General features: G+C 43.0%; 11 protein-coding genes, 1 tRNA gene and 4 pseudogenes. 5 read left to right on the top strand and 11 right to left on the bottom strand.

What is annotated here, in order from left to right; genetic code table 11:
- Positions 1-37 precede the first annotated feature (37 nt).
- From prfB to BBC0178_RS05505, 3 genes are all read right to left on the bottom strand, one after another.
- A protein-coding gene (gene prfB, locus BBC0178_RS05515) for a peptide chain release factor 2 (protein WP_149867424.1) occupies positions 38-1,166 on the bottom strand; the annotation gives its coding sequence in 2 pieces (ribosomal slippage) (positions 38-1,096 and positions 1,098-1,166; 1,128 coding nt in all).
- Positions 1,167-1,324: 158 nt separating this feature from the next.
- Complete coding sequence (locus BBC0178_RS05510; protein WP_078039476.1) at positions 1,325-3,796, bottom strand: penicillin-binding protein 1A; 2,472 nt, start codon at positions 3,794-3,796, stop codon at positions 1,325-1,327.
- A 166-nt stretch (positions 3,797-3,962) separates the two neighbouring features.
- On the bottom strand, positions 3,963-5,111 hold the full coding sequence (locus BBC0178_RS05505; RefSeq protein WP_149867507.1) for an N-acetylmuramoyl-L-alanine amidase: 1,149 nt from the start codon (positions 5,109-5,111) through the stop codon (positions 3,963-3,965).
- A 740-nt stretch (positions 5,112-5,851) separates the two neighbouring features.
- Here BBC0178_RS05505 and BBC0178_RS12375 point away from each other — a divergent pair.
- The 3 genes and pseudogenes from BBC0178_RS12375 to BBC0178_RS05485 form a co-directional block, all read left to right on the top strand.
- A pseudogene (locus tag BBC0178_RS12375) lies at positions 5,852-7,583 on the top strand (Rne/Rng family ribonuclease); the annotation flags it as partial.
- 2,418 nt (positions 7,584-10,001) lie between these two features.
- Positions 10,002-10,160: pseudogene (locus tag BBC0178_RS12315) on the top strand (lysozyme inhibitor LprI family protein); the annotation flags it as partial.
- 51 nt (positions 10,161-10,211) lie between these two features.
- Entirely contained in the window at positions 10,212-10,805 is a 594-nt protein-coding gene (locus BBC0178_RS05485) for a biosynthetic peptidoglycan transglycosylase (RefSeq protein WP_078039472.1), read from the top strand.
- 1,695 nt (positions 10,806-12,500) lie between these two features.
- Here BBC0178_RS05485 and BBC0178_RS05480 read toward each other — a convergent pair.
- Positions 12,501-12,577 (bottom strand) — tRNA-Arg (locus BBC0178_RS05480).
- Between the two features lie 719 nt (positions 12,578-13,296).
- Positions 13,297-13,680 carry a DUF1090 domain-containing protein gene (locus BBC0178_RS05475; RefSeq protein ID WP_078039471.1) on the bottom strand — a complete coding sequence of 128 codons (384 nt, stop codon included), beginning with the start codon at positions 13,678-13,680 and terminating at the stop codon, positions 13,297-13,299.
- A 256-nt stretch (positions 13,681-13,936) separates the two neighbouring features.
- On the opposite strand from BBC0178_RS05475, the gene BBC0178_RS05470 reads away from it, so the two are divergent.
- Complete coding sequence (locus tag BBC0178_RS05470) at positions 13,937-14,689, top strand: NAD kinase (protein WP_078039470.1); 753 nt, start codon at positions 13,937-13,939, stop codon at positions 14,687-14,689.
- 141 nt (positions 14,690-14,830) lie between these two features.
- Positions 14,831-16,282 carry a DEAD/DEAH box helicase gene (locus BBC0178_RS05465; protein WP_077971348.1) on the top strand — a complete coding sequence of 484 codons (1,452 nt, stop codon included), beginning with the start codon at positions 14,831-14,833 and terminating at the stop codon, positions 16,280-16,282.
- Positions 16,283-16,467: 185 nt separating this feature from the next.
- Here BBC0178_RS05465 and gltX read toward each other — a convergent pair.
- From gltX to BBC0178_RS05435, 6 genes and pseudogenes are all read right to left on the bottom strand, one after another.
- Positions 16,468-17,837, bottom strand: a pseudogene (gltX, locus tag BBC0178_RS05460) (glutamate--tRNA ligase).
- A gap of 9 nt (positions 17,838-17,846) precedes the next feature.
- Positions 17,847-19,523 carry an NAD+ synthase gene (locus BBC0178_RS05455; protein ID WP_078039469.1) on the bottom strand — a complete coding sequence of 559 codons (1,677 nt, stop codon included), beginning with the start codon at positions 19,521-19,523 and terminating at the stop codon, positions 17,847-17,849.
- Between the two features lie 44 nt (positions 19,524-19,567).
- Positions 19,568-19,920, bottom strand: a pseudogene (locus tag BBC0178_RS05450) (diacylglycerol kinase).
- Between the two features lie 46 nt (positions 19,921-19,966).
- Positions 19,967-21,340, bottom strand: a complete 1,374-nt coding sequence (locus tag BBC0178_RS05445) for a class II 3-deoxy-7-phosphoheptulonate synthase (protein ID WP_078040376.1) — start codon at positions 21,338-21,340, stop codon at positions 19,967-19,969.
- 198 nt (positions 21,341-21,538) lie between these two features.
- Entirely contained in the window at positions 21,539-22,927 is a 1,389-nt protein-coding gene (gene gor / locus BBC0178_RS05440; RefSeq protein WP_078039468.1) for a glutathione-disulfide reductase, read from the bottom strand.
- 175 nt (positions 22,928-23,102) lie between these two features.
- A complete protein-coding gene (locus tag BBC0178_RS05435) occupies positions 23,103-23,684 on the bottom strand; it encodes a DUF2059 domain-containing protein (RefSeq protein ID WP_077971336.1) in 582 nt (193 codons plus the stop codon).
- Positions 23,685-23,711 lie beyond the last annotated feature (27 nt).

Raw genomic sequence — 23,711 nt, 5'->3', positions numbered from 1 at the left:
GGTCGGCTCAACTCTTGTTAAATTCATGTTGAAGAGGTCAGGTAACATCTTCAACATGCTCGACACCACCTTTGATCTTTTGTGCTAGCGCCGCTTCCATGAATTCATCAAGGTCACCATCAAGCACTGCTTGTGGATCGGTGTTTTCCACACCTGTGCGCAAATCTTTTACAAGCTGATAAGGCTGTAAAACGTAAGAACGGATTTGATGGCCCCAGCCAATTTCTGTTTTGGATGCTTCCAGCGCGTTGGCTTCGTCTTCACGACGTTTCAACTCTTCTTCATAAAGGCGCGCTCTTAACATAGCCCACGCTGTAGCACGGTTTTTATGTTGGGAGCGTTCGGCTTGACACTGTACAACAATACCGGTTTTAAGGTGTGTGATCCGCACCGCAGAATCCGTCGTGTTAATGTGCTGGCCACCAGCACCTGACGAACGATATGTGTCAATGCGTACATCAGCTTCCGAAACATCCACTTCTATATTGTCATCAATAACCGGATAGACCCAGACGCTAGCAAAGGACGTGTGACGCCTTGCATTGGAATCATATGGAGAAATACGAACCAGACGATGCACGCCAGACTCGGTTTTAAGCATACCGTAAGCGTTATGGCCTTTCACAAGTATGGTTGCCGATTTTATCCCTGCTTCTTCGCCATCATGAACTTCCAGCACTTCAACTTTCATTGAGTGTTTTTCCGCCCATCTGGTATACATGCGAAGGAGCATAGAAGCCCAATCCTGACTTTCTGTACCACCGGCACCAGCATGAATTTCCAGATAAGTGTCATTGGCATCCACTTCGCCGGATAACAACATTTCGATCTGGCGTTTATCAAGTTCACCTTTAAGGGCATGTATTGATGATTCGGCATCTCTAACAATGTCGTCATCGCCCTCTTCTTCCCCCATGGAGATCAATTCAATGTTGTCGTTCAGTGTTTGCGTCAGATGTTTGATATTATTAATACCGTCGTCCAACCGCTGCCGTTCGCGCATAAGTTCCTGCGCTTTTGCCGCATCGTCCCACAAACTGGGATCTTCAGCTTTTTCGTTGAGATATTCCAGGCGTTTTACAGACTGATCCCAGTCAAAGATGCCTCCTCAGCAAGCCGATAGCCTGCTTGATTTCTTCAACCAAAGTTTCGATTTCTGCTCGCATTGTTATGTCTTTTTCCTGATCATTTATTTTGTTGTTCGTTGCCGGGCTTATTGCTCCGTTACAATAGCGAATTCAACTTTTCCGCTTTGAACGTCGTTTATCCGACAACAGTTGTGCAGCAATATCCACAAGATGTCTTTTTTGTCAAAAGACAATTTTCAATAAAGCCCATCGGCGCCACTTTGAATAGCTTTATTGACTTGAGGAGACGTCGGCGCAACCGGCACCCCTTCTTTAAAGGATGTCGTTCCGCCAATAACCTGATAAACATCGGCCGGACCAGTACCCGGTTTGAAGGCTTCAACAATGACATTGCTATTTCCGGGTTCCGCACGCATACCGGTTTTCCGATCAATAGCAATTTGCATCATGCCATCCGGTATTTTAAAATCAACGTCGGGAACGCCTTTCATAGCGTTCTCCATAAATTCACCAAATACGGGAACTGCAAGAGAACTTCCGGTACCACCATATCCGAGTGTTGAAGGCTGGTCATAGCCGATAAACACACCAACGACGATATTGGGAGTAAAGCCCATAAACCATGCGTCTTTCGAGTCGTTCGTGGTTCCGGTTTTACCGGCAATATGGCGATTAAGATATGCAAGGCGTGCAGCCGTACCGCGTTGAACCACACCTTCCATCATTGAGGTAATCTGATAGGCTGTCATAGGATCGAGCACCTGATCCCGCTCATCTATCAATGTCGGTTCGGGCTGGTTATCCCAGCTCTTTACGTTGCATGCCTCGCATTTACGTTGGTCATGTCGATAGATCGTAGCCCCATATCGATCCTGAATGCGGTCTATAAGGGATGGTGAAATGGAGCGGCCACCATTCGCGATAACCGAATAAGCGGTAACCATGCGCAATACCGTTGTTTCCCCTGCCCCTAATGCCATCGGAAGATAAGGTTGCAATTTGTCATAAATTCCGAAACGTTCCGCATATTCCGACACAATCGGCATACCGAGATCGTTTGCCAAGCGGACTGTCATCAAATTACGAGAGTGTTCGATACCGTAACGTAGTGTCGAAGGGCCGGCAAATGTCCCGCCATAATTCTTTGGTCGCCACACTTCGCCATTCGGCTGTTTGATTTCCACAGGCCCGTCGAGCACAACCGAAGCCGGCGTATAACCATTATCAAGAGCTGCGGCATAAACAAAGGGTTTAAAAGAAGAGCCGGGTTGCCGATAGGCCTGGGTTGCACGGTTGAACTCGGACTCAGCAAACGAGAACCCGCCAACCATCGCCAGAACACGTCCTGTCCTTGGCTCCATAACAACCATTGCACCTTCAATTTTAGGTGGTTGCCGGAGCAAATAACCGTCCTCGCTTCCGGGCTTTTTCTCGACAAAAATCACATCGCCAACCTGCAGAACGCCACCTGGATTTGAAGCTGAAGACCGGCGGTCGTTCTTACCGACCATTCGGTAAGCCCATTTCATATCGCTTGCGTTAATTGTGGCCACGTCGCGCTCGGCCGAAAGTGCGCCGGATACTTCTCTCTTTGGTTGCAAACCGATTTTTACTTTATCCGGCGAAACGGAAAGAACAACAGCCAAACGCCATTCCGGAACATCGCTAAAGCCGCTAACATCTCCCAAAGCGACGCCCCAATCATCTGAAATGTCGATGTGTTTATATGCTCCGCGCCAACCATGGTTCTGATCGTATTTGACAAGACCGTCCTGCAATGCCCGACGAGCCTGAACTTGTAAATTCGGATCCAGAGTTGTGCGAACGGATAAGCCACCCTCATAAAGGGTTTTTGAACCATAACGGTTGATCAATTGCCGACGGACTTCTTCGGTGAAATAGTCTGCCGCGAAAATATATGAATCGTCACCACGCAGCGAGATGCCCAAAGGTTTCAGTTTTGCCTGCTCGCCTTGTGCCTGCGTCGCGTAGCCATTTTCAACCATACGATCAATTACCCAGTTTCTACGGTCGAGAGCACGCTGGGTATGTTTGAAAGGATCGTAATTGCTCGGCCCCTTTGGAAGAGATGCAAGATAGGCACATTCTTCCAATGTAAGCTCGTTCACCGATTTATTGAAATATGTAAGTGCAGCAGCGGCAATACCATAAGCGCCACGTCCCAGATAAATTTCGTTCAGATAAAGTTCGAGAATACGGTCTTTGGAATAAGCCCTTTCGATGCGCATAGCCAATATGGCTTCCTTGATTTTACGTTCCATCGTGGCATCGGAACTTAAAAGGAAGTTTTTTGCGACCTGTTGAGTGATTGTCGAAGCACCTTCAGGTCTGCGACCGGAACCGATATTTTTGACGTTGCTTACCAAGGCTCGTGCAAGCCCTTCCGGATCAAGACCGAAATGGGTGTAAAAATTTTTGTCTTCAGCAGATATAAAGGCAAATTTCACTAAATCGGGAACCGATTGGATTGGCAGATAAAGTCGACGATTCGTCGCAAATTCTGCCATGAGGCCACCATCTGCAGCGTGAACGCGGGTCATAACAGGAGGCTCGTAATCGGCAAGCACCTGATAATCCGGAAGCTCGTCGCCTTGCTGTTCATTCTCGGCGCTTGCCAAGCCGATTAGATATGTGCCCAGACTGAGAGTAACTCCAGCGGCAAGAAAAATTCTAAAAAACTTCATCATAATAACCGGATGTCGCTTTCTCCCGTACCCGCTTTATGCGAGACCTTTATTGGTAAAACCCGATGCGTGTGCACTGGAATTTCGTTAGAAACAAGGCTAAATGCACTATTTAGTATTTTAATGTCAAAGTTAAGACTATCGCTTCCGTTTTTCTCAAGCATTTTTATCATGGCTGTGGATTATTCCCGTTACGGGTCCTATAATTTGCAAATTGTTGCACAGCTGTTGCAATTGCGCTTGCTGCTTGTCTTCTCCAAACGGGATCCGAAATGAGCTTCTCGTCATCCTTATTCGATAAATATCCGATTTCAATGAGAACCGATGGAATGTCGGGGGCTTTTAGAACCTGAAAACCGGCATAGCGATGCGGATTTTTTATAAGGTTTATATTATCTTCCAAGAGACTTGAAACTACACGATCGGCAAAATTCACCGAAAAAGACAATGTCTCCCGTCTCGCAAGATCGATCAGAATATCGGTCACCTCGGGAGATTCGTCAGCCGGTAATCCGTCAAGCAGATCAGCTTTATTCTCTCTTTCTGCCAAAGCTTTTGCCAAATCGTCAGATGCGCGATCCGAAATCGTATAAACTGTTGCGCCACGCATCGATGTCATATTTATTGTATCGGCATGGATAGAAATGAACAGATCGGCACCATAATCACGTGCTTTTTGAACCCGCTCGTTAAGTCTCAGAAAAATATCAGAATCACGTGTCAAAAATACCTGCAAATTGACGTTTTTTTCCAGTTCATCGCGTAACGTGCGCGCAAACGCCAATGTAACGTTTTTTTCAAGCACACCCGAGACACTTTCAGCCCCGCTATCAATTCCTCCATGCCCGGCATCTATTACGACGCGAAAAGGCTTTTGTTGAGCTTTTCTATCGTCACGTGCCTGCGCATTATTTCCTGTTTGCTGTTTTTGGATTAACTTTTTGAAGTTTTCCTCACTATCCTTGGTCAAATCTATGACCAATTGCCAAAGTCCACTATCAAGTTGCTCGATATTATCTTTTTCGATCACGAAAGGGGCATTGGTTGTCAATATAATTCTTGATGAATTTGGCCCGGACGTTCCGTAACGCAAATCGGTAACCATACCAAACTTTAACGGAGGCTGTTTTTGTGAGGAAAAGTCCGTTCTGGGAAGATTGACAACGAGCCGGTTCGGATGATCAAGAAATTGTAAGGAGTAGTCGGGATTGCCCGAGAATACCGCAATAAGTCTAGTTCTCGTTAGATCTCCTACCGCTCTTATGTTCACAAGTTCCAATTGTTCATTACCGGCATTGCCCTTACCTGGAAAACTCATGAGACTTAAGAAAAATGCGACAATAAAAACAAGCCATTTTGATTGTCCGATATTGCCAATAAAATTTGCTTGTTGTCCGGCATGATCCATTGCGGCGTGGCCCTCGTTTCTCTACTTCCAGTTTTTGTTCTAAAGCATTTAAATAAAAACTAGCAAATCGCGCGAACGATAATCAGGGTCTTTGGCGATTTTAAGATAATATTTGCTTAAAATAACATCTCGACCTGTGGACACGAGCGTTACGCAAGCCGTCAAATTTATGCTTTTCCAGCAAATAAAGTAGACGACTTTATAAAGTTACTTGTGTTCGGCCAGATATCGACTTAAAAGCGTAAATGTCTTGAACGGCTGGAAAAACAATAAATGAACCTTCGGTTAACCGGTTCATTCAAACCATTTTCAGCCAAAAAGTCTACAAACTTTAGCTGTCCTAGGTCATTTGACGCTATGTTTTCAATGAATAAGGAGCAAGTTTGTAATGATTAAGTTTCGCTGGTTCGGTTGCTCCGAACTATTTTAAAAACGTTTTGCCGGAGACTCGCTGGATATGAGTCGAACACAACTGGTAGTAGAAGTAGTTTTTAGCGCGGCACATGCAAGCGGGGATATGCACGCCCATTCTCACTATAGTTTGTTGGCAAATCTTCTTTCCATCGGCAGACAGTATGCATCGGCTTTGATCGGTTTTTCAAAGACCTCTATCCGTTGTTCCATACGTGTCGCCTGCAGGATTTTCTATAATGTCAAACAAAATGCTTATCGATGCCTCCCACCCGGAGGAAACTCGCGTAGTTGTTGTTCGTGGTAACAGGATTGAAGAATTCGATTTTGAATCCGAACACAAAAAACTGATAAAAGGAAATATCTATCTGGCTCGCGTAACGCGGGTTGAACCTTCTCTGCAAGCTGCATTCGTTGAATATGGCGGTAATCGCCACGGATTTCTTGCGTTTTCTGAAATTCATCCTGACTATTATCAAATTCCTGTTGCCGACCGACAAGCGCTTCTTGAAGAAGAAGAAAAGGCAGCCCGTGTTGACGATGAGGATGAACAGGAAAACGAAAAGCCTTCAAGAGCGAATAACAGGAAAAAAAGTCGTTCGTCCGAAGCAAGCAATGAAAGCGAGACAGTTTCTGTTTCCAGTGAGGAAAACGACGATACCGAACAAACAGCAGACGACACAGAAGATAGTGTAGAACTTGTCGGAGCAGAAGACGCTTTGGAAGAGGTGCCAACCCGCGAGCGCACCCCGCGTCGACAATATAAAATTCAGGAAGTTATCAAACGCCGCCAAATTCTGTTGGTCCAGGTTGTAAAAGAAGAACGTGGCAACAAGGGCGCTGCCATGACCACCTATCTTTCTTTAGCAGGACGATATTCTGTTTTGATGCCGAATACCGCACGTGGCGGTGGCATTTCCCGCAAAATCACCAATGTGCAGGATCGTAAACGTCTCAAGGAGGTTGTTAAGGATCTTCACGTGCCGAAGGGAATGGGGGTCATTTTACGGACAGCCGGCGCCAATAGGACAAAGACCGAAATCAAACGCGATTACGAATATCTGATGCGCCTATGGGAAAATGTACGTGCATTGACACTTGAATCTGTTGCTCCTTGTCTTGTCTATGAAGAAGGTAGCCTTATCAAACGGTCGATCCGTGACCTTTATAACAAAGACATCAGTGAGATACTTGTTTCGGGCGAACAAGGCTATCGTGAAGCAAAAGATTTCATGCGCATGTTAATGCCGAGCCATGCAAAAGCTGTTCAACCATATCGTGAACAGCTTCCAATTTTTGCACATAACGGAATTGAAGCACAGCTTGATGGTATGCTGCAACCGGAAGTAACGCTAAAATCCGGCGGATATCTGGTTATCAATCAAACCGAAGCTCTCGTCGCAATTGACGTAAATTCGGGTCGTTCCACGAAAGAACATTCTATCGAGGAAACGGCTTGCCAAACAAATCTCGAAGCTGCCGAAGAAGTTGCCAGACAGTTGCGACTGCGCGACCTCGCAGGACTCGTTGTTATTGATTTCATTGATATGGAAGAAAAACGCAATAATCGTCTTGTCGAGAAAAAACTCAAAGATTGCCTGAAAGATGACCGGGCCCGCATTCAAGTCGGGCGCATTTCGCATTTTGGTCTTATGGAAATGAGCCGTCAACGTATTCGGGCATCGGTGCTGGAAAGCACGATGCAGCCCTGCCCACATTGCAATGGCACCGGCTATATACGTTCTGATTCGTCCTTGGCTCTGCACGTTATCCGCTCGATTGAGGAATATCTTCTGCGCAATCCGCACTTTAATATTATCGTCCGTACATCGGTCGCTACTGCCCTTTATGTTCTTAATCATAAAAGACAAGCTCTATCCGATTTGGAAAACCGTTTTGGTCTGACGATCAATATCGAAGCAGATGACGAGGTTGGTGCTCAGAATTTGGCTATATATAAAGGTACACCTGCCGAAGGAACGCCTGCCGTGGTACCCCAGCTTCCAGCAGACGATGAAGCGGATGATGACAATGAGGTCGAAGAAACCGCAATCGAGGTCGAGAGCGAAGAAAAAGATAGTGACAATACCGATAATAACCAAAGGCGCAAACGTCGCAATCGCGGAAAATCGAACGATCGCAATGAAGGAAAAAATCAACGCGTCCGGAATGAAGATGATGTTGTACGCAGTGACGAAGACAATAAACGTCGTCGCCGGCGTGGGCGTCGCGGTGGAAGGCGCTACCGTGACGGCGACTTCGAACGTCGTAGAATTCCTTATGCGGAACCGGTAGGCGATTTTGCTGAAAAAGCGCTTGCAGAGGTTATTGCTGCAAGACGCCAACGCCGAGTTCCTCATGCAGAACCGGTTGGTTTTTCGGCAACGGAAGTTGCAGTTCAGGTTACACCCGTTGCTGTAAAAGAGCCGCAGGAGCTAAAAGCTTCTTCGGAAACGGAAGTTTCTAAGGAAGAACAAAAGACAGAGCAAAAAAAGCCGACAAAAACGCGCAGGAGACGGACGCAAAAAACCTCAGCAGAAGAAGAAAAAGTAGTTTCCGAAACGAATGTTGAAGCAATTGTTGAAAGTGAAGAAGATAAAAAACCTGCTTCTCGCGGACGCAAACGGAAGACAAAAACGAAAGAAACAACAAGTGAAACAATTTCGGATGAAACTGCAAATGCTGTGACGTCGAAAGAAACCGAGTTAGCACAAGAAACTGAAAAACCTGCTAAAAAGACTGCTAGACGTTCACGGAAAGCTAAAGCCGAAGCACAATCAAATGAGACAGCGATTGATGATGTGAAGGTCCAAACAGAAAAACCGGCAAGAAAATCTTCGCGCAAAACGGCCAGAGCGAAGACAACTACAGCTGAAAACAACGAAACGGTTACAACAGAACCGGTCGTAACGTCATCGGATGAAAATGAAGATAAAAAACCGAAACGCGTCGGCTGGTGGCAGAGAAAAGGTTTTTTCTGATTTAAGAAATCTGAAGGACTTTGATCGTTTTTCGACCTGAATTATCAGCCTCACAAAACTTGAAATTTTTCAAGCTTTGTGAGGCTATTTGATTCCCCCTTCTCCTACAAAGACTTGGGCTTATTCATTACGAGCGCTGCTATCCAATTAACCGTAAATAGTTGTATGTTGTATAGAGCTCGTCCCCGATTACCTGAAAAGCAAAACACAAGGCACTATAAACGGCAGAAAGAACATTGCTTGTTTTAAGATTGCAGATGACCGGGTTGATTTCGAGTTGATTGATTATGAATTGTGCAATTTCCGGATTGATAATGGGCAGGATCATTTGTCAGCAGTCAACTTATATAAACATGAATAGACAGCTAATGGAGATTGGCAAAGCCCAGGCCAACAAAACCTCATTTTTTCCTATCAATATCTTGCATGTGCATCTGACAAGTTGAGGATTGAGAAAATACCACCGGTACTCCGATATCTAAAAGTTTAGACATGATCTGACAGTTTGGACTTTTCAAAGTGAGAGTTGCCCTCTTTGGATGTTGTGACAAAACAAACATTCAAAAAACGGCAACTCACATGATTCATGAATATGTTTTTTCCGAATTGTATTTCCATCACAAAATTTCGAAAGAATGGTCTTCGACCGTGTTTTTCAAGATAACGGCTTGTTAGAACCTCTATGCATTCAAACTCGGTTCTTAACATTTTAGCCATAAATAATGGATGATTGAAAATCGTCTTTCAACTTTAAAACGCATTGAAACGAGGAAATGGCGCACCCGAAGAGATTCGAACTCTTGACCTCTGCCTTCGGAGAATCATATGCTCGCTTTTAAACACCTCAACTCATTGATCCAATTACCTTGTGATTTTTTGAAGATGTTCATTTCTAGATTTTACTCACAAAGATAATAATTTACCCGCGCGTACCCTCAAGCTATACAATTAAAAGAGTTATTTAATAAATCATCACCTTGAGGAACACTTATAAATTGGACAGTAACAACTTTTATTCTTGTCATCCTAAAAGGATATAAAATGATCAGCTTTTAATCCAACCTGCACTGATGATCATTGCTCTTATTTGTTCATTTATTGGTAAAAAATACATTCAAAAATATTTAAATAACTTGGAAATGATGAAATATCCAAAAAGAATAAATTACGATCCCAGCTTAGTTAAAATGTAAACGCTGATACGGACGTGTCACCGTTCTCACTATAGGAACAAAAAGACGAAATCGTTGAAACATCAGTTGAGAAGATTAGCAAGGCCATGACACAGACAGCAATGAATATTGAAGCATCCGATAACATGGAAATATCAGAAAAAAATAGAACTGCTCATAACAAAAATTGAACGATCTGAATGGATATCTAATTTTCAGAAAAAGTATTAAAAGAATCACAAAAGGCATGGGAAAAATACGAAAAAGCTCAAGCTAGCTTTGCCGCATTAAAAGTCGAAAGTAGTACAATGTATCATTTAATTTACACTTCAGAGATGAACACATTAATCAATCAACGTATAACGGAATTAACAGCTATCATCAATGAGTTATGAGAAAATTAAGGTACATAAAAATATTTATAAATAGACGATAGGTCAGTATAAATGAATTCCGAACCACATAATCTACTATTTAAAAATGTAAATAGAAAAATAAGGAATTTGATAATAAACATAAATATGGATATTATATCGATTTCTTCTTATATGGAGGATAATGACGAATACGTATCTGAGCTTCATTATTATATATTAGCCCTTGAAGATCGAAATTTTTTTAGGCATTGTGGGGTTGATTTTAAAGCTATTCTTCGTGAATTTAAAAATATGCTTATAGGTAAAAAATATGGCGGCGCTAGTACTATTGATATGCAACTTGTGAGAACAATTACTAATTACAGAGAACGAACAATCTCACGAAAAATATATGAAATGACTCTAGCTATTTTACTGAATTTTAAATTTTCAAAAAAGCAAATTTTAAATTGTTATATGCGCAACGCATTTTTAGGCAGCCACATAATAGGTTTTGAAGCTGCGATCGAAAAACGTTTCAAAGATAAACCAGTGTTGAATGAGTTAGAGATGGCGTCTTTAGCTGCAATGCTTTTAAAGCCTATGCCCTTAAACCCCACAAAAGAATGGTTTTTTGCAAATGAATCAAGAGCGAGGTACGCGCAAAAGGTTCGGGTTTTGTAAAAGAGAGCAAATAATAAGTTTAATAGACTGGCTTTATCTAGATTTTCAATACTCAACGGATCGGTGTCACCATATTTTATATTAGACTGAATTAGATTGACCTCACGCGTCAAACGCCGTGTAATTTCACTTTGCATATTATATATACTATCTAATATAGATATTGCTTCATAATATTTCGATATATTTTTTTTGATTTTAATGTCTACTATTAAATGATGACATTCAACAAAAGCTTTATGTATAACTCGTTCTATATAAAAGGCATTAAAATGATAAATCCTTTCACTTCCAAGATTTCCAAGCTCTAGGAATATAGAATTTATACCATAATTCCATTTGTCTTTTGCTAAAATGTATTCATCTCGCACGTCTTTAAGGTACGCTTCTTTATCAATTCCCTGATAACAATCTAGTATTCTTCTTGAAGCAACGACTCTATGAATGATTAGTTTATTAATATACTTTTAATATCATTTATCTTATCAATCCTCTTTCTTTCTCTTGCCAAAAAGACTGATACTCAATATTTCGCTTTTGATATTTGAATGTGATGTAACTGCCAATCAAACCAGTTAATACAAAGCTAAATACTAGTTGCCACATCTCGCTGCTCTTTTATCAAATCAGAACCGAAAGGTAATAGAACATTGTACAGAATGAAACAAAAAATTAAAGGGTTTGGCTAATTGTGTAGAGTTAATCTGGCATGTTATAGAAAATTTTTGTTTTGTTGGAAAATCAGTTATTACCACTCAATCACATTTTGACATACAAGTTCGATAGACTAATGCTGGCATGAAGTGGCTCGGTGCATCCAAAAAATAATCTAAAGATAGGAATACATCAAAACTATTAAAAAATAGCTTTTAATAACTGAAAGCTATTGCGTTAGAGGTTGTGTTCTTATTCTGTCATTACAATGCACCTGAGATCAAAGTGATCTTCACAAGTATGATTTGTAATTTGATAACAGTTCAAGCGGTAGTTCAGCCGACACATAAGTGATCCATCATTCTCCACGTTTATCCATTAATGGCAATACTTCATCCAGTCATCAAATGAGGATATCTTTTTTACTTTTCATGTGGAGCCCCTTGTCTTTTGAGGGCCAGATAATTATTGGCTGTTGCTTGCTTACACCGTTATCAGCCCATGGCCTTTAGTTATTTATTGCAGCTAGAATGCTCTTTAGACTCTCCCCCTAAGAATTAACGGATTTATAAAACGACACTCCCTCGCAGCAAGCCGTAAAATCATCTATTGGAGGCAATTCAACATAATAACTTTCAGGCTTTACCAACCGTCACTCAAGATTGTCATCGACCTTTGTCGGTTTTTAGCCAAAATGATCTTCATAACCCGGATCAGAATCAATCAGGAAGCCGCCCCTATCAATAAATAGGGTTAGTTCAGTTATTTTGTGTATCCTTGTCCCTGTATTTAAGCACTCATCACATCAATGTCCGATTTTCCCGAGTACCTGATGCAATCTCTTTTGCGACAATATTATAGATTGGAGAGTTCTGTTTGTCATAACGAGCTAATGATTGATAACTTTTGGCTTTCCATTGGCTCATGGTCTAGGTATTTGTTATTTGAACTTTGTTGATCCGGAACGACAGGAATAAGATGTAGACTTATCCCTGACGGTGCTCCCCAAACAGTCCACGGATCGAATCCGATATTTAAAAATGGCGCACCCGAAGAGATTCGAACTCTTGACCTCTGCCTTCGGAGGGCAGCGCTCTATCCAGCTGAGCTACGGGTGCAAAACCGAAAATTGTTTTTCGAAAATTCGATTTGTTCGACGTTTTTCTATCCGATCATAGTGAATGGTTCAATGGTGAAAAACGTTCTCTATGTCAATAAGTTGAAAAATATTAAAAATAACGAAAACGAACGTCCCGAGAATCCCGCGAAACTATTTAACTATCCGCTCAAAGCCCTTCGAATTGAGTGAGACAAAGCCGAGAGATTATCATTCTAACAGATAGCTCGTACTACCTTCCTTTTTAACAACAAAGACGTCACTGATTACGATTTCCGGATTTAATCATGAGGTGGATTTGAAAACCTTTATCTGCTTGAACTTGAGATCAATATCAACTTCACGAACAGGTTTTGGTCGGAAATAATATCGTAAAGATATTTACCCCTTCTCGCGCTGTATTTCCCAAAAGCTCCTAAAAAAATATCTTCTGATAAGGAAAGCCTTTGAAATGAGCTTCGCCGAATGATCACCCCCCCCCCGAAGTTGTCATTTCCGTCAGCAAATGGCAATTTTCGTAACATTCGAATATCTTACTTTACTTAAATCGTGTAGAAACAATACATTTCTAAATAGTCTCCCCTGCCCTCAAAAACTGGTTATCTATCTATTTCTGGATTTGAAAAACAAAGAAGTTTCTAACCTGAACGTCAGTTCAGATGTTTTGGATTATAGATGTCGTTGACGGGTGAAAAAAATCGCAAAACAAAACTTGTTTGATTAGCGATTCAATTCGTCTTGCGCCTCTTTCAACTCCTGTTTTGCCTTTTCCAGTTTTTCCATTTTTTTTGTTATTTTTTTCCGATTACCCTGTGCTTTTGCATCGTTGAGTTCAGCCTCCCTTTCAGAGACTTTTCTCGTTTTTTCGGATATTTTGGCTTTCCGTTCTGCTCTCAGTTTCTCGTCAGTGCAATTTTCAGAAACATCCTTCAGCGCTTTTTCCAACCCGATTATCTGATGGCTATTGTTGTATTTACGGGCATAATCAAGCTGCGTTTCAATAGCTTGTTTTTTAGCTGCACAACCTTTCAATGCCGGTTCAGCATGAGCAAATGAAAAAGTTAAAAATACGATAGGAAGGGCCAAGAACAATTTCGTTTTCATAAGCGATACCTTTCACTAAACGCGCCGCTATCGATTCAATGGTTAATCTGCACGAATAAGCAATCACTAAAACTTGCCATTATTCTCGAACTTTGTCAGCAAAATTTGTGTATTGTTGAAAAAGCTGTCGTGTCAGATTAGATATCGTATCAGATGAGATATTGGATGCTTTGGTTCATAAAAAAATTGGGCACGAGCACATCCAATTCATTTACTTGAAAAAACGAGCAATCTTGATGGAAAAACCTATAGAGCGATTTCATTTATCGCGTCTAAAACCGAACAGGCGCGCAACTCTCTTCAAGCGTTGGAAGAGCGTTACGGTCAATCGAGCGTGGATGATGCTGATGTCATTGTTGTTTTGGGCGGCGACGGGACAATGTTGGAAGTTCTGCGCAATTTCATGAATTCCGGAAAGCCTATTTATGGAATGAATCGCGGTTCTGTCGGATTTCTTATGAATGAATATCGGATAGCCAATCTGCCACAACGGATTGCGAAAGCACATAAAGAAGATATAAAGCCGCTCAGAATGATTGCTGATTCAAGCTCCGAAGGCCATGTTGAAGCATTGGCAATCAATGAAGTATCTTTATTTCGCCAATCTTACCAAGCTGCGAAAATAAAAATCAGCATTGATGGCAAAATCCGTATGGACGAGCTCAATTGCGACGGCGTGATGGTTGCAACACCAGCGGGATCGACAGCTTACAATCTTTCCGCTCAAGGGCCAATTTTACCATTACTTGCTCCATTGCTCGCGCTAACGCCTGTTAGCCCATTTCGTCCGCGCAGATGGCATGGCGCACTTTTACCAAATTCTGTTACAGTCCGTTTTGATATGCTTGAACTAGATAAACGGCCGGTTAATGCTGCTGCTGACAATGTAGAAGTAAAGTCGGTCAGTTCGGTGGTCATTTCTCTGGCAAAGGGTGTAAAAGCGTCAATTTTATTTGATTCCAACCATTCGTGGGACGAACGTATATTATCCGAACAATTTCGTTATTGAGAAGAATACACGTTAAAACGCATTGCAAACGATCGTTTTTGTTGACTTTTTTATCAATGCACCTTAACGCGTTTGTTGATAATGTAGAATAGTTGAACCATTTTGACTATTGTCACCTAAGTTAGGCGAAAAAGAGAAAGAGTGATAGCGCCTTTGACCAGTTTCAATGATTTGGGCCTTTCAGAAAAGGTTCTCAAAGCAGTAAAATCTATTGGATATGAAGAACCAACACCAATTCAGCTTGGAGCTATTCCTCATGTCTTGAAACGCGAAGATGTATTGGGTATTGCACAGACGGGAACAGGTAAGACCGCTTCTTTTGTGCTTCCTATGTTGACGCTCCTTGAAAAAGGACGTGCACGGGCGCGGATGCCACGTACACTCATTTTAGAGCCCACCCGTGAACTTGCAGCGCAGGTGAAAGAAAATTTCGATCAATACGGCATTAATCATCATTTGAGCGTAGCGCTACTCATTGGTGGCGTTTCATTCGATGATCAGGACCGTAAACTTGACCGTGGTGCAGATGTTCTGATTGCGACGCCAGGGCGGCTTTTAGACCATTTCGAACGTGGAAAACTTTTGCTGACCGGTGTAGAAATTCTGGTTATTGATGAAGCTGACCGTATGCTTGATATGGGCTTTATTCCGGATATCGAACGTATTTGCAAACTTATTCCCTTTACCCGCCAAACTTTGTTCTTTTCGGCTACAATGGCACCGGAAATTACAAAATTGACCGAACAATTTCTACATACACCTGTTCGTATCGAAATCGCGAAAGCGTCTTCTACCGCCGAGACGATTACACAAAAGCTCGTCGCTTCCGGTCGCAAACCATGGGAAAAACGAGCAGTTTTGCGTGATCTTATCCATAATGAAGGTGATGAATTAAAAAACGCGATTATCTTCTGTAATCGTAAAAAAGACATTTCGGAACTTTTCCGCTCTCTCGTTCGGCATGAATTCAGTGTTGGTGCTCTTCATGGAGATATGGACCAACGTTCGCGCATGTCTATGCTGGCAAACTTCAAAGATGGGAAAATTGCTTTATTGGTAGCATCTGATGTCGCAGCCCGCGGGCTTGATATTCCTGACGTCAGTCACGTGTTCAACTATGACGTTCCAACACATGCAGAAGATTACGTTCATCGTATCGGTCGCACAGGACGTGCCGGAAAATCCGGTAAAGCTTTCACCATTGTTACCAAGGCCGACAAAAAATATGTCGACGCCATAGAAAAGATGAGCGATCAAAAAATCGAATGGTATGATGGCGACTTATCTTCTCTGGTTCCGGAAGAAAACGGTAAAGACTCCGATCAGAAACGTACGAAATCATCGGAGTCAAAATCTCCCGCGAGTGGAAAGCAGACCGAAACCCCCGAACCTAAACGCCGGAAAAAACAGACAAAGGCCAATGGCGAAAAAACCGACAGTTCTGGCGACAAACAGACTGCTATGCCGGTCAACCAACAGCAGATACGGTCTCAAAGACACAATCAAGACAAATACTCGTCAAAAGAGCCCCCCTCACCCAAGGGATTTGGGAACGATATTCCCGCATTTATGCTTATTGATACAAAAAGGTGAATTCTTTTCGTCTGCTGTGCTTAAAATCGTTAGGAAATAGCGCAAACACAACGCTTACTACAGCGCGTAAATGTTGATTAGCGGATAATAAGACTTACACGCCGTTTAACTCTTAATGAATAAATATAAAAAGGCAGCTCATAAAACGAGCTGCCTTTTTCATGAATATTCGAAGGATATAATATTCAAGCCTTCAGGCGTTGAAGAACCCTGTTTTTACCCAAAAGGGGCAGCAAAACAGCCATTTCCGGCCCGTGGTCCAATCCTGTCAATGCTTGCCGCAATGGCATAAAAAGCGCTCTTCCCTTGCGGCCCGTCTGTTTTTTCAAGGCATCCGTCCAGACTTTCCAGCTATTTTCATCAAGTTCGCCATTTGGCAAAAGTGAAGCTGATTGATGAACATATTCACGGTCTTCCGGTGAAACTGCATCGAACGTTTTGTTCACCTCCAAATTGTCCCACCAGTTTTTTGCTTCACACACTTTATCGATATTACCCCGAACGGCATACCAGAACCGCTTGGCGTCTTCACCTTTGATGCCAATCTTTTCCAGTCTCGCTTTTACTTCATCAAATTCAAGCTCATGCACAATGTGCTTATTGAGCGTCAACAAATCAGCCGGGTCAAATTTCGCTGACGACTTTGATGCGGACGTGAGATCAAAATGTTCAAGCAGTTCCTTTTGATTTCGACAAGCAGTCACATTTTCCGAAGTACCGATAAGAACTGCCAGAGATTCGACCGCTAAAGGCTCGAATCCCTCTTCTCGCAACGAGCGGATAGACAGATCACCTTTGCGTTTAGACAGCCCCTCACCCGAAATCGTCGTCAAAAGATTGATGTGACCGAATGTCGGCGCTTTTGCACCAAGTGCTTCAAAGATAGCAATTTGTACACCGGTGTTTGTGACATGATCGTCGCCGCGTATAATATGGGTTATCCCCATATCGATGTCGTCCACGACCGATGGCAGTGTATAAAGATAACTGCCATCTTCACGAATAAGTATCGGATCGGACATCGAGGCAAGATCTATCGTTTGTGGACCGCGGACCACATCGTCCCAGTGCACATCTGTCCTTCTGGTCTTGAAAGGGTCCGATTCGAAATTAGGCAATTTGAAACGCCAATGCGGTTTTCTCCCCTCCTCTTCGTAAGCCTTGACCTCCTCCGGTTTAAGTTTCAAGGATTCACGTCCGTAAATGGGCGGGAGTTTACGCGACAAACGGATTTTACGCCGTCTTTCCAGCTCTTCCGGTGTTTCGTAACAAGGATAAAGGAGACCTTTTTCTTTGAGCTGTGCTACAACTTCATTATATCGATCAAATCGCTTGGATTGATAATAAATTTCGTCAGGTTTTATCCCCAACCAATCAAGATCGACGCCAATACCGTCAATATATTCCTGTTTCGAACGTTCAAGATCGGTATCGTCAAAACGTAAAACATATTTACCTTGCTTGGCTTTTGCAAAAGCCAATTAAACAAGGCAATTCGGGTGTTTCCAATATGAATATAACCGGTTGGAGATGGTGCAAAACGAACTTTAATCATAAATATAACTCAATTTTTATCGCGAAAACGATTGGTAATAGGGTAACGCCGATCGCGGCCGAAATTCTTGTGACTGATTTTCACACCGGGAGCCGATTGGCGTCTTTTGTATTCGGATATGTATAACAAATGCTCGACTTTTTCGACTATCTCGCGTGAATGCCCCCGTTGAACAATTTCCGAAACACTCATTTCTTCATCCACGAGACAACGAAGAATATCGTCCAATACCGGATAAGGTGGAAGCGAATCTTCATCTTTCTGGTTCTCACGGAGCTCGGCAGTCGGAGCCTTTTCAATAATATTCTGGGGTATGACGGCTGCTTTAGGCCCTAAGCCATTTATCGGAAAATGGTTGTTACGCCAGTTGGATAGTGCATAAACCTGCATTTTATAAATATCTTTGATCGGATTGAAACCGCCATTCATATCGCCGTAAAGAGTGGCATATCCGACAGAAATTTCCGATTTGTTGCCGGTCGTTACCACCATCGAGCCAAATTTGTTGGATATAGCCATCAAAACCGTACCACGCGTACGGCTTTGCAAATTTTCTTCGGTAATATCCGGTTTGCGCCCCTGAAAAAGCGGTGTCAAAATATCTTCAAATGCCTCGACCGGTTTTGCAATTGGTACGGTATCATAACGACAGCCCAACATTTTGGCGCATTCCTCGGCATCCGTTATCGACTCTGAAGATGTATAGCGATAGGGAAGCATAACTGCATGAACACGCTCCGCACCTAAAGCATCTGTCGCAATAGCTGCCGAAAGAGCCGAATCGATACCGCCCGAAAGCCCTAACACTACGCTTTTGAATCTGTTTTTATTGACATAGTCACCAAATCCCAAAACGCATGCCTGATAATCGGCAGCCAGGTCATGAAGCAATTTTTCTTGTGGACCTGAAAGACAAAACCATTTCCCATTCTGTTTTTGCCAATGGCTAAATGCCAGGTCACTTTCGAAATGGTTCATTTGAAAAGCATTCGAGCCATTTGCATTGAGTGCGAAAGACGCGCCGTCAAAAACGAGTTCATCCTGACCACCTATCTGGTTGGCATAAACGATCGGCAAAGAAGACTTCACCACCTGTTTTTTGACGACGTCGTATCTCAATTCCGGTTTTTCGCGACTATATGGTGAACCATTCGGTACGAGAATAATTTCGGCACCATCAGCGGCAAGACGAGCTGCCACTTCGTCGTCGTTCCATATATCTTCACAAATCGGTAAACCTATCTTTATGCCGCGGAAATTGATCGGCTTCGGACGGGGACCCGGAGAAAAAACACGTTTCTCATCAAATTCGCTATAATTCGGGAGGTCGAATTTACGACATTCAGCAATGATCTTTCCCTCATCAAGAAGGAGTGCAGAATTATAAACATGACCTTTTCGACGGAGAGGAACGCCGACAATGATACCTGCACCTTTGGTCGTTACAGTTGCAAGCTCGCTGATTGCTTTTTCGCATGCTTCATTAAAAGACGGTTTTAAAACCAGATCTTCAGGCGGATAACCGCTAATAAAGAGTTCAGTAAACAGTAAAAGATCGGCACCCGCATCGCTTGCTTGCCTGTGGGCGTCAAGTGCAAGTTTTAAATTGCCTTCAATGTCACCAACAACAGGGTTTAATTGTGCAATTGCGAGCGTGAGGTCATTTTCTATCAACTTTTTGGTCATGATCTTGATTTAGCCTGTCATCGTTGCACTTGCAACGGCATAAGTTAAACGAAAAACAAGGTTTGAATAATCACTGTAATCCATATGCATAGTGTTAAGATAATAGAGAGCAAAACTGCTAATGAGCCTGCGTCTTTAGCGATTTTAATTTCTTCGCGATAATCGTGTGTGACGGCATTGCACGCCGCTTCAATCGCCGTGTTTAGCACCTCTACGATAATAACAAAAACAATAGATCCCGTAAGTAGAAGAAAGCTACCCCATTCTTTAGTGATAAAAAAAGCTATGGGGAGAGAAACTAAAAAACTACAGCTTCTTGAATAATAGCTTTTTCGTGGGTTAGCAAATATCCGAGCGCATGAAGGGAATTCAAAAATGCCTTGAATAATCTCTCCATGCGTTCACCATTCAGTTTGAAAAACAAACCGCTTTCAGTACCGGTTTCAAGCTGTAGTCTTTACTGTTTCGGCATCACGTTGTTTTTTCAACAATTCCGCAACAAGAAATGCCAATTCCAGAGCCTGATCTGCATTAAGCCTTGGATCACAATGCGTGTGATAACGATCAGAGAGATGATCTGCCGAAATAGCATGCGCACCACCGGTACATTCTGTTACATCGCGACCGGTCATTTCGATGTGAATACCACCGGGATAGGTTCCTTCCGCATGATGAACTGCGAAGAAATTCTCCACCTCTTTCAGGATACGCTCGAAAGGACGGGTTTTATAGCCGTTTGCGGTTATTGTGTTCCCATGCATCGGATCGCAAGACCACACGACCTTCTTGCCTTCGCGTTCGACGGCGCGAATAAGCTGCGGCAAATGGTCTTCGACTTTATCATATCCGAACCGTGCTATCAGAGTAAGTCTCCCCGGCTCGTTTTCCGGATTGAGTATATCAATGAGCCTTATCAGATCATCCGGATCAAGTGATGGTCCGCATTTGAGACCAATCGGAGTTTTAATGCCACGGCAATATTCGACATGGGCATGATCGGACTGACGGGTGCGGTCACCAATCCAAAGCATATGACCCGATGTCGCATACCAATCGCCTGAAGTTGAATCCACACGGGTCAATGCTTCTTCATAACCAAGAAGGAGACCTTCATGGCTGGTATAAAATGACGTTTCCCGAAGTGATGAGTTGGTTTTCGGCGTAATTCCGATTGCCCGCATAAAATCCATCGTTTCCGAAATCCGTTGTGCCAGCTTGCTATAACGTTCACCTTGCGGGCTGTTTGCTATAAAACCCAGCATCCATTTATGGACATTATCAAGATTGGCATAGCCTCCTTGAGCAAAAGCACGCAGCAAATTCAATGTTGCAGCAGACTGACGGTAAACCTCCGACATACGTTGGGGATCGGGAGTACGGGATTCTTTATTGAACTCTATGCCATTAATGATATCGCCACGATATGACGGTAACGTTACGCCATCTTTGGTTTCGGTATCAGAAGATCTCGGCTTTGCAAATTGACCGGCAATACGGCCAACCTTTACAACCGGCTTTGACGCCCCGAAAGTAAGCGCAATAGCCATTTGCAAAAACACCCGGAAAAAATCACGGATGTTATCTGCTTCATGTTCTGCAAAACTTTCCGCGCAATCGCCACCTTGTAAAAGAAATGCCTTACCTTCGGCAACCTGGGCCAGCTCGTGTTTTAAATTACGTGCCTCGCCAGCAAAAACTAAAGGAGGATAACGACGCAATTCGCTTTCAACATGAGCCAATGCTACAGGGTCAGGATAGGTCGGTACCTGCTTGATCGGTTTTGATCTCCAAGATGCAGGCGTCCAATTTTTAGTCATCATTATCTCGCTTCACAGTATAAATCATAAGATAAGCGCACTTCCACCGGAAGATTATGGAATGTTCGCGATGAGGCACTTAACAATTTTCCGATATAAGCAGAATTGTTGTTTAAAGCCAAGACACAGGCTCTTCTAATCAAAAAATTGATTATTTTATCGAAATTCAACAATTTTTCTCGTCTATCAGTTCAGTTTTCAATTAAGCTTTTTCCCGTTTTCATAAACATATGTCGGCTTATACATTGTGACCAATTCCTCTGAAGCAGTCGGATGAAGTGCCATAGTTCTGTCAAACACATCTTTTGTTAGGTTGCCTTTGAGAGAAACACCAAGCAGTTGTGCCATCTCGGCGGCATCGTGTCCCAATATATGGGCACCGACAACGACCCGCGACGAGCCGTCGACAACAAGTTTGGTGAGCATTTTTTCAGTATTTCCCGATAGCGTATTCCGCATAGGACGGAAAAGCGCGCGATAGACCTCGACACGTTTGAACTTTTGTACAGCTTCTTCTTCTGTCATTCCGACTGTACCGATTTCAGGCTGGGAAAATACAGCCGTCGCAATCAATTCATGATCCGGAGCAACCGGGTTATTTTTGAAAGCAGTTTCAATAAAACACATAGCCTCATGAATCGCGACCGGTGTCAGTTGTATGCGGTCAGTTACGTCACCGACAGCCCATATATTATCAGCAGTTGTTTTCATGTATTCATCAACAATAACTGCATTATGAGAATTGCATTTTACCCCGGCTTTATCAAGGTTCAAGCCTTCTGTATTGGGCGAGCGCCCGAGTGCCAGCATTACTTTTCCCACTGTCAGGGTTTCACCATTCGAAAGCTCGACTTTAAAGTTTTCCGCTTCTTTCTCGACTTTGTTGATCGTTGCATGATAAACAATGCGGATGCCTTTTTCCTGCATCGCATCGTTTAACAATTGCCGCAAATCGGAATCGAATTTGCGCAAAACAAGATCACCTCTGTAAACGAGCGTTGTTTTCACGCCCAATCCGTGGAAGATATTTGCAAATTCTACCGCGATATAACCGCCTCCGGCAATCACAATTGATTCCGGTAATTGTTCGAGGTTAAAAGCTTCATTAGAACTGATGCACAATTCATGACCGATAATTTCGGGATGACGGGAAACATGTCCGCCTGTAGCAATGAGGATTTTTTCAGCACTAATTTCTTCGCCCGTTTTCTCTATCTTCAAGGTGTGTGCATCAACAAAAACAACGCGGCTCTCGAATATCTTGACATGATTATTATCAAGCCCTTTACGATAAAGCCCTTCGAGCCGCGAAATTTCCTTGTTTTTGGCCGCAACAAGTTTTTTCCAATCAAAACGGGAACCGCTGACAGTCCATCCAAAACCATGACTATCTTTGAATTCTTGAGAATATTGGGAGGCATAGACAAAGAGTTTCTTTGGAACACATCCACGAATAACGCAAGTGCCACCCATCCGATATTCTTCTGCTATAGCAACTTTTTTGCCGAGTGCACCGGCCAAACGCGCTGCACGCACGCCACCCGAGCCACCACCTATTACAAATAAATCAAAATCATAAGATGACACAGGCTATTCCTTTCAATTCGGTTATGCAGTCTTTTATATGGTGTAATCGCACCAAATTGTAAGCCAACGTAATGCAATTCACTTTACTCCAGTTCTGCAATACCGAAATTTTGGAATTTTTGCCAAAAAAATAGCGGCAAATATGCCGCTATTTCCAAGAATCACCGAAAAGTTATTATTGAGCTGGTACCGGAGCTTTTGGTTTAGCTGTCGAAGGCGCTGTCGGTGCAGCAGGCGCGGCGCGTTTTTGAGGGCCAACCTTTTGAGCCATTGCTTTACCGACATTTGTCGCTAAATCTTGAGCAACTCCTTGACGCCATACGTCGTAGGCCGAAAGAATATCCTTGACAGCAACCGGTCCTTCTGTGAGCAATTTCTTACCTGTATCAGACGTGTAGAAAGCGGTAATTTGGTCAAGTTCCGCTTGTGAGAAATGCTTGGCATAAGCACGCGCTGCTTCCTTTTCAAGATCGGCACGACGTTTGACCAACGCCATGGCCTGCTCGTCGACCGTATCGGAAATGATATTCGAAAGATTAGGGTCTTTGCGCATGAGCTCGTCTTTCAAATCACGAGCGGTGCTTGGCAGAAATTCATCAAATTGGTCTGTTGCATGGATTGCTGCGATTGCTTTTTGTGCTGATTGCAAGTGGGCTTCGCTAATATCGTCAGCATGGGCAAAATTGATTCCGATACTAACAATGGCAACCGTTCCCAGCGTTGCAGCAAGGCGGCGAATGGAAAATGCCGTATTCATTCAGTGGTTACTCCATAATTGTGGTCA

Source organism: Ditibartonella apihabitans (assembly GCF_002007485.1).
Taxonomy (GTDB): Bacteria; Pseudomonadota; Alphaproteobacteria; order Rhizobiales; family Rhizobiaceae; genus Bartonella; species Bartonella apihabitans.
This window is presented reverse-complemented; position numbering and strand designations above follow the sequence as displayed.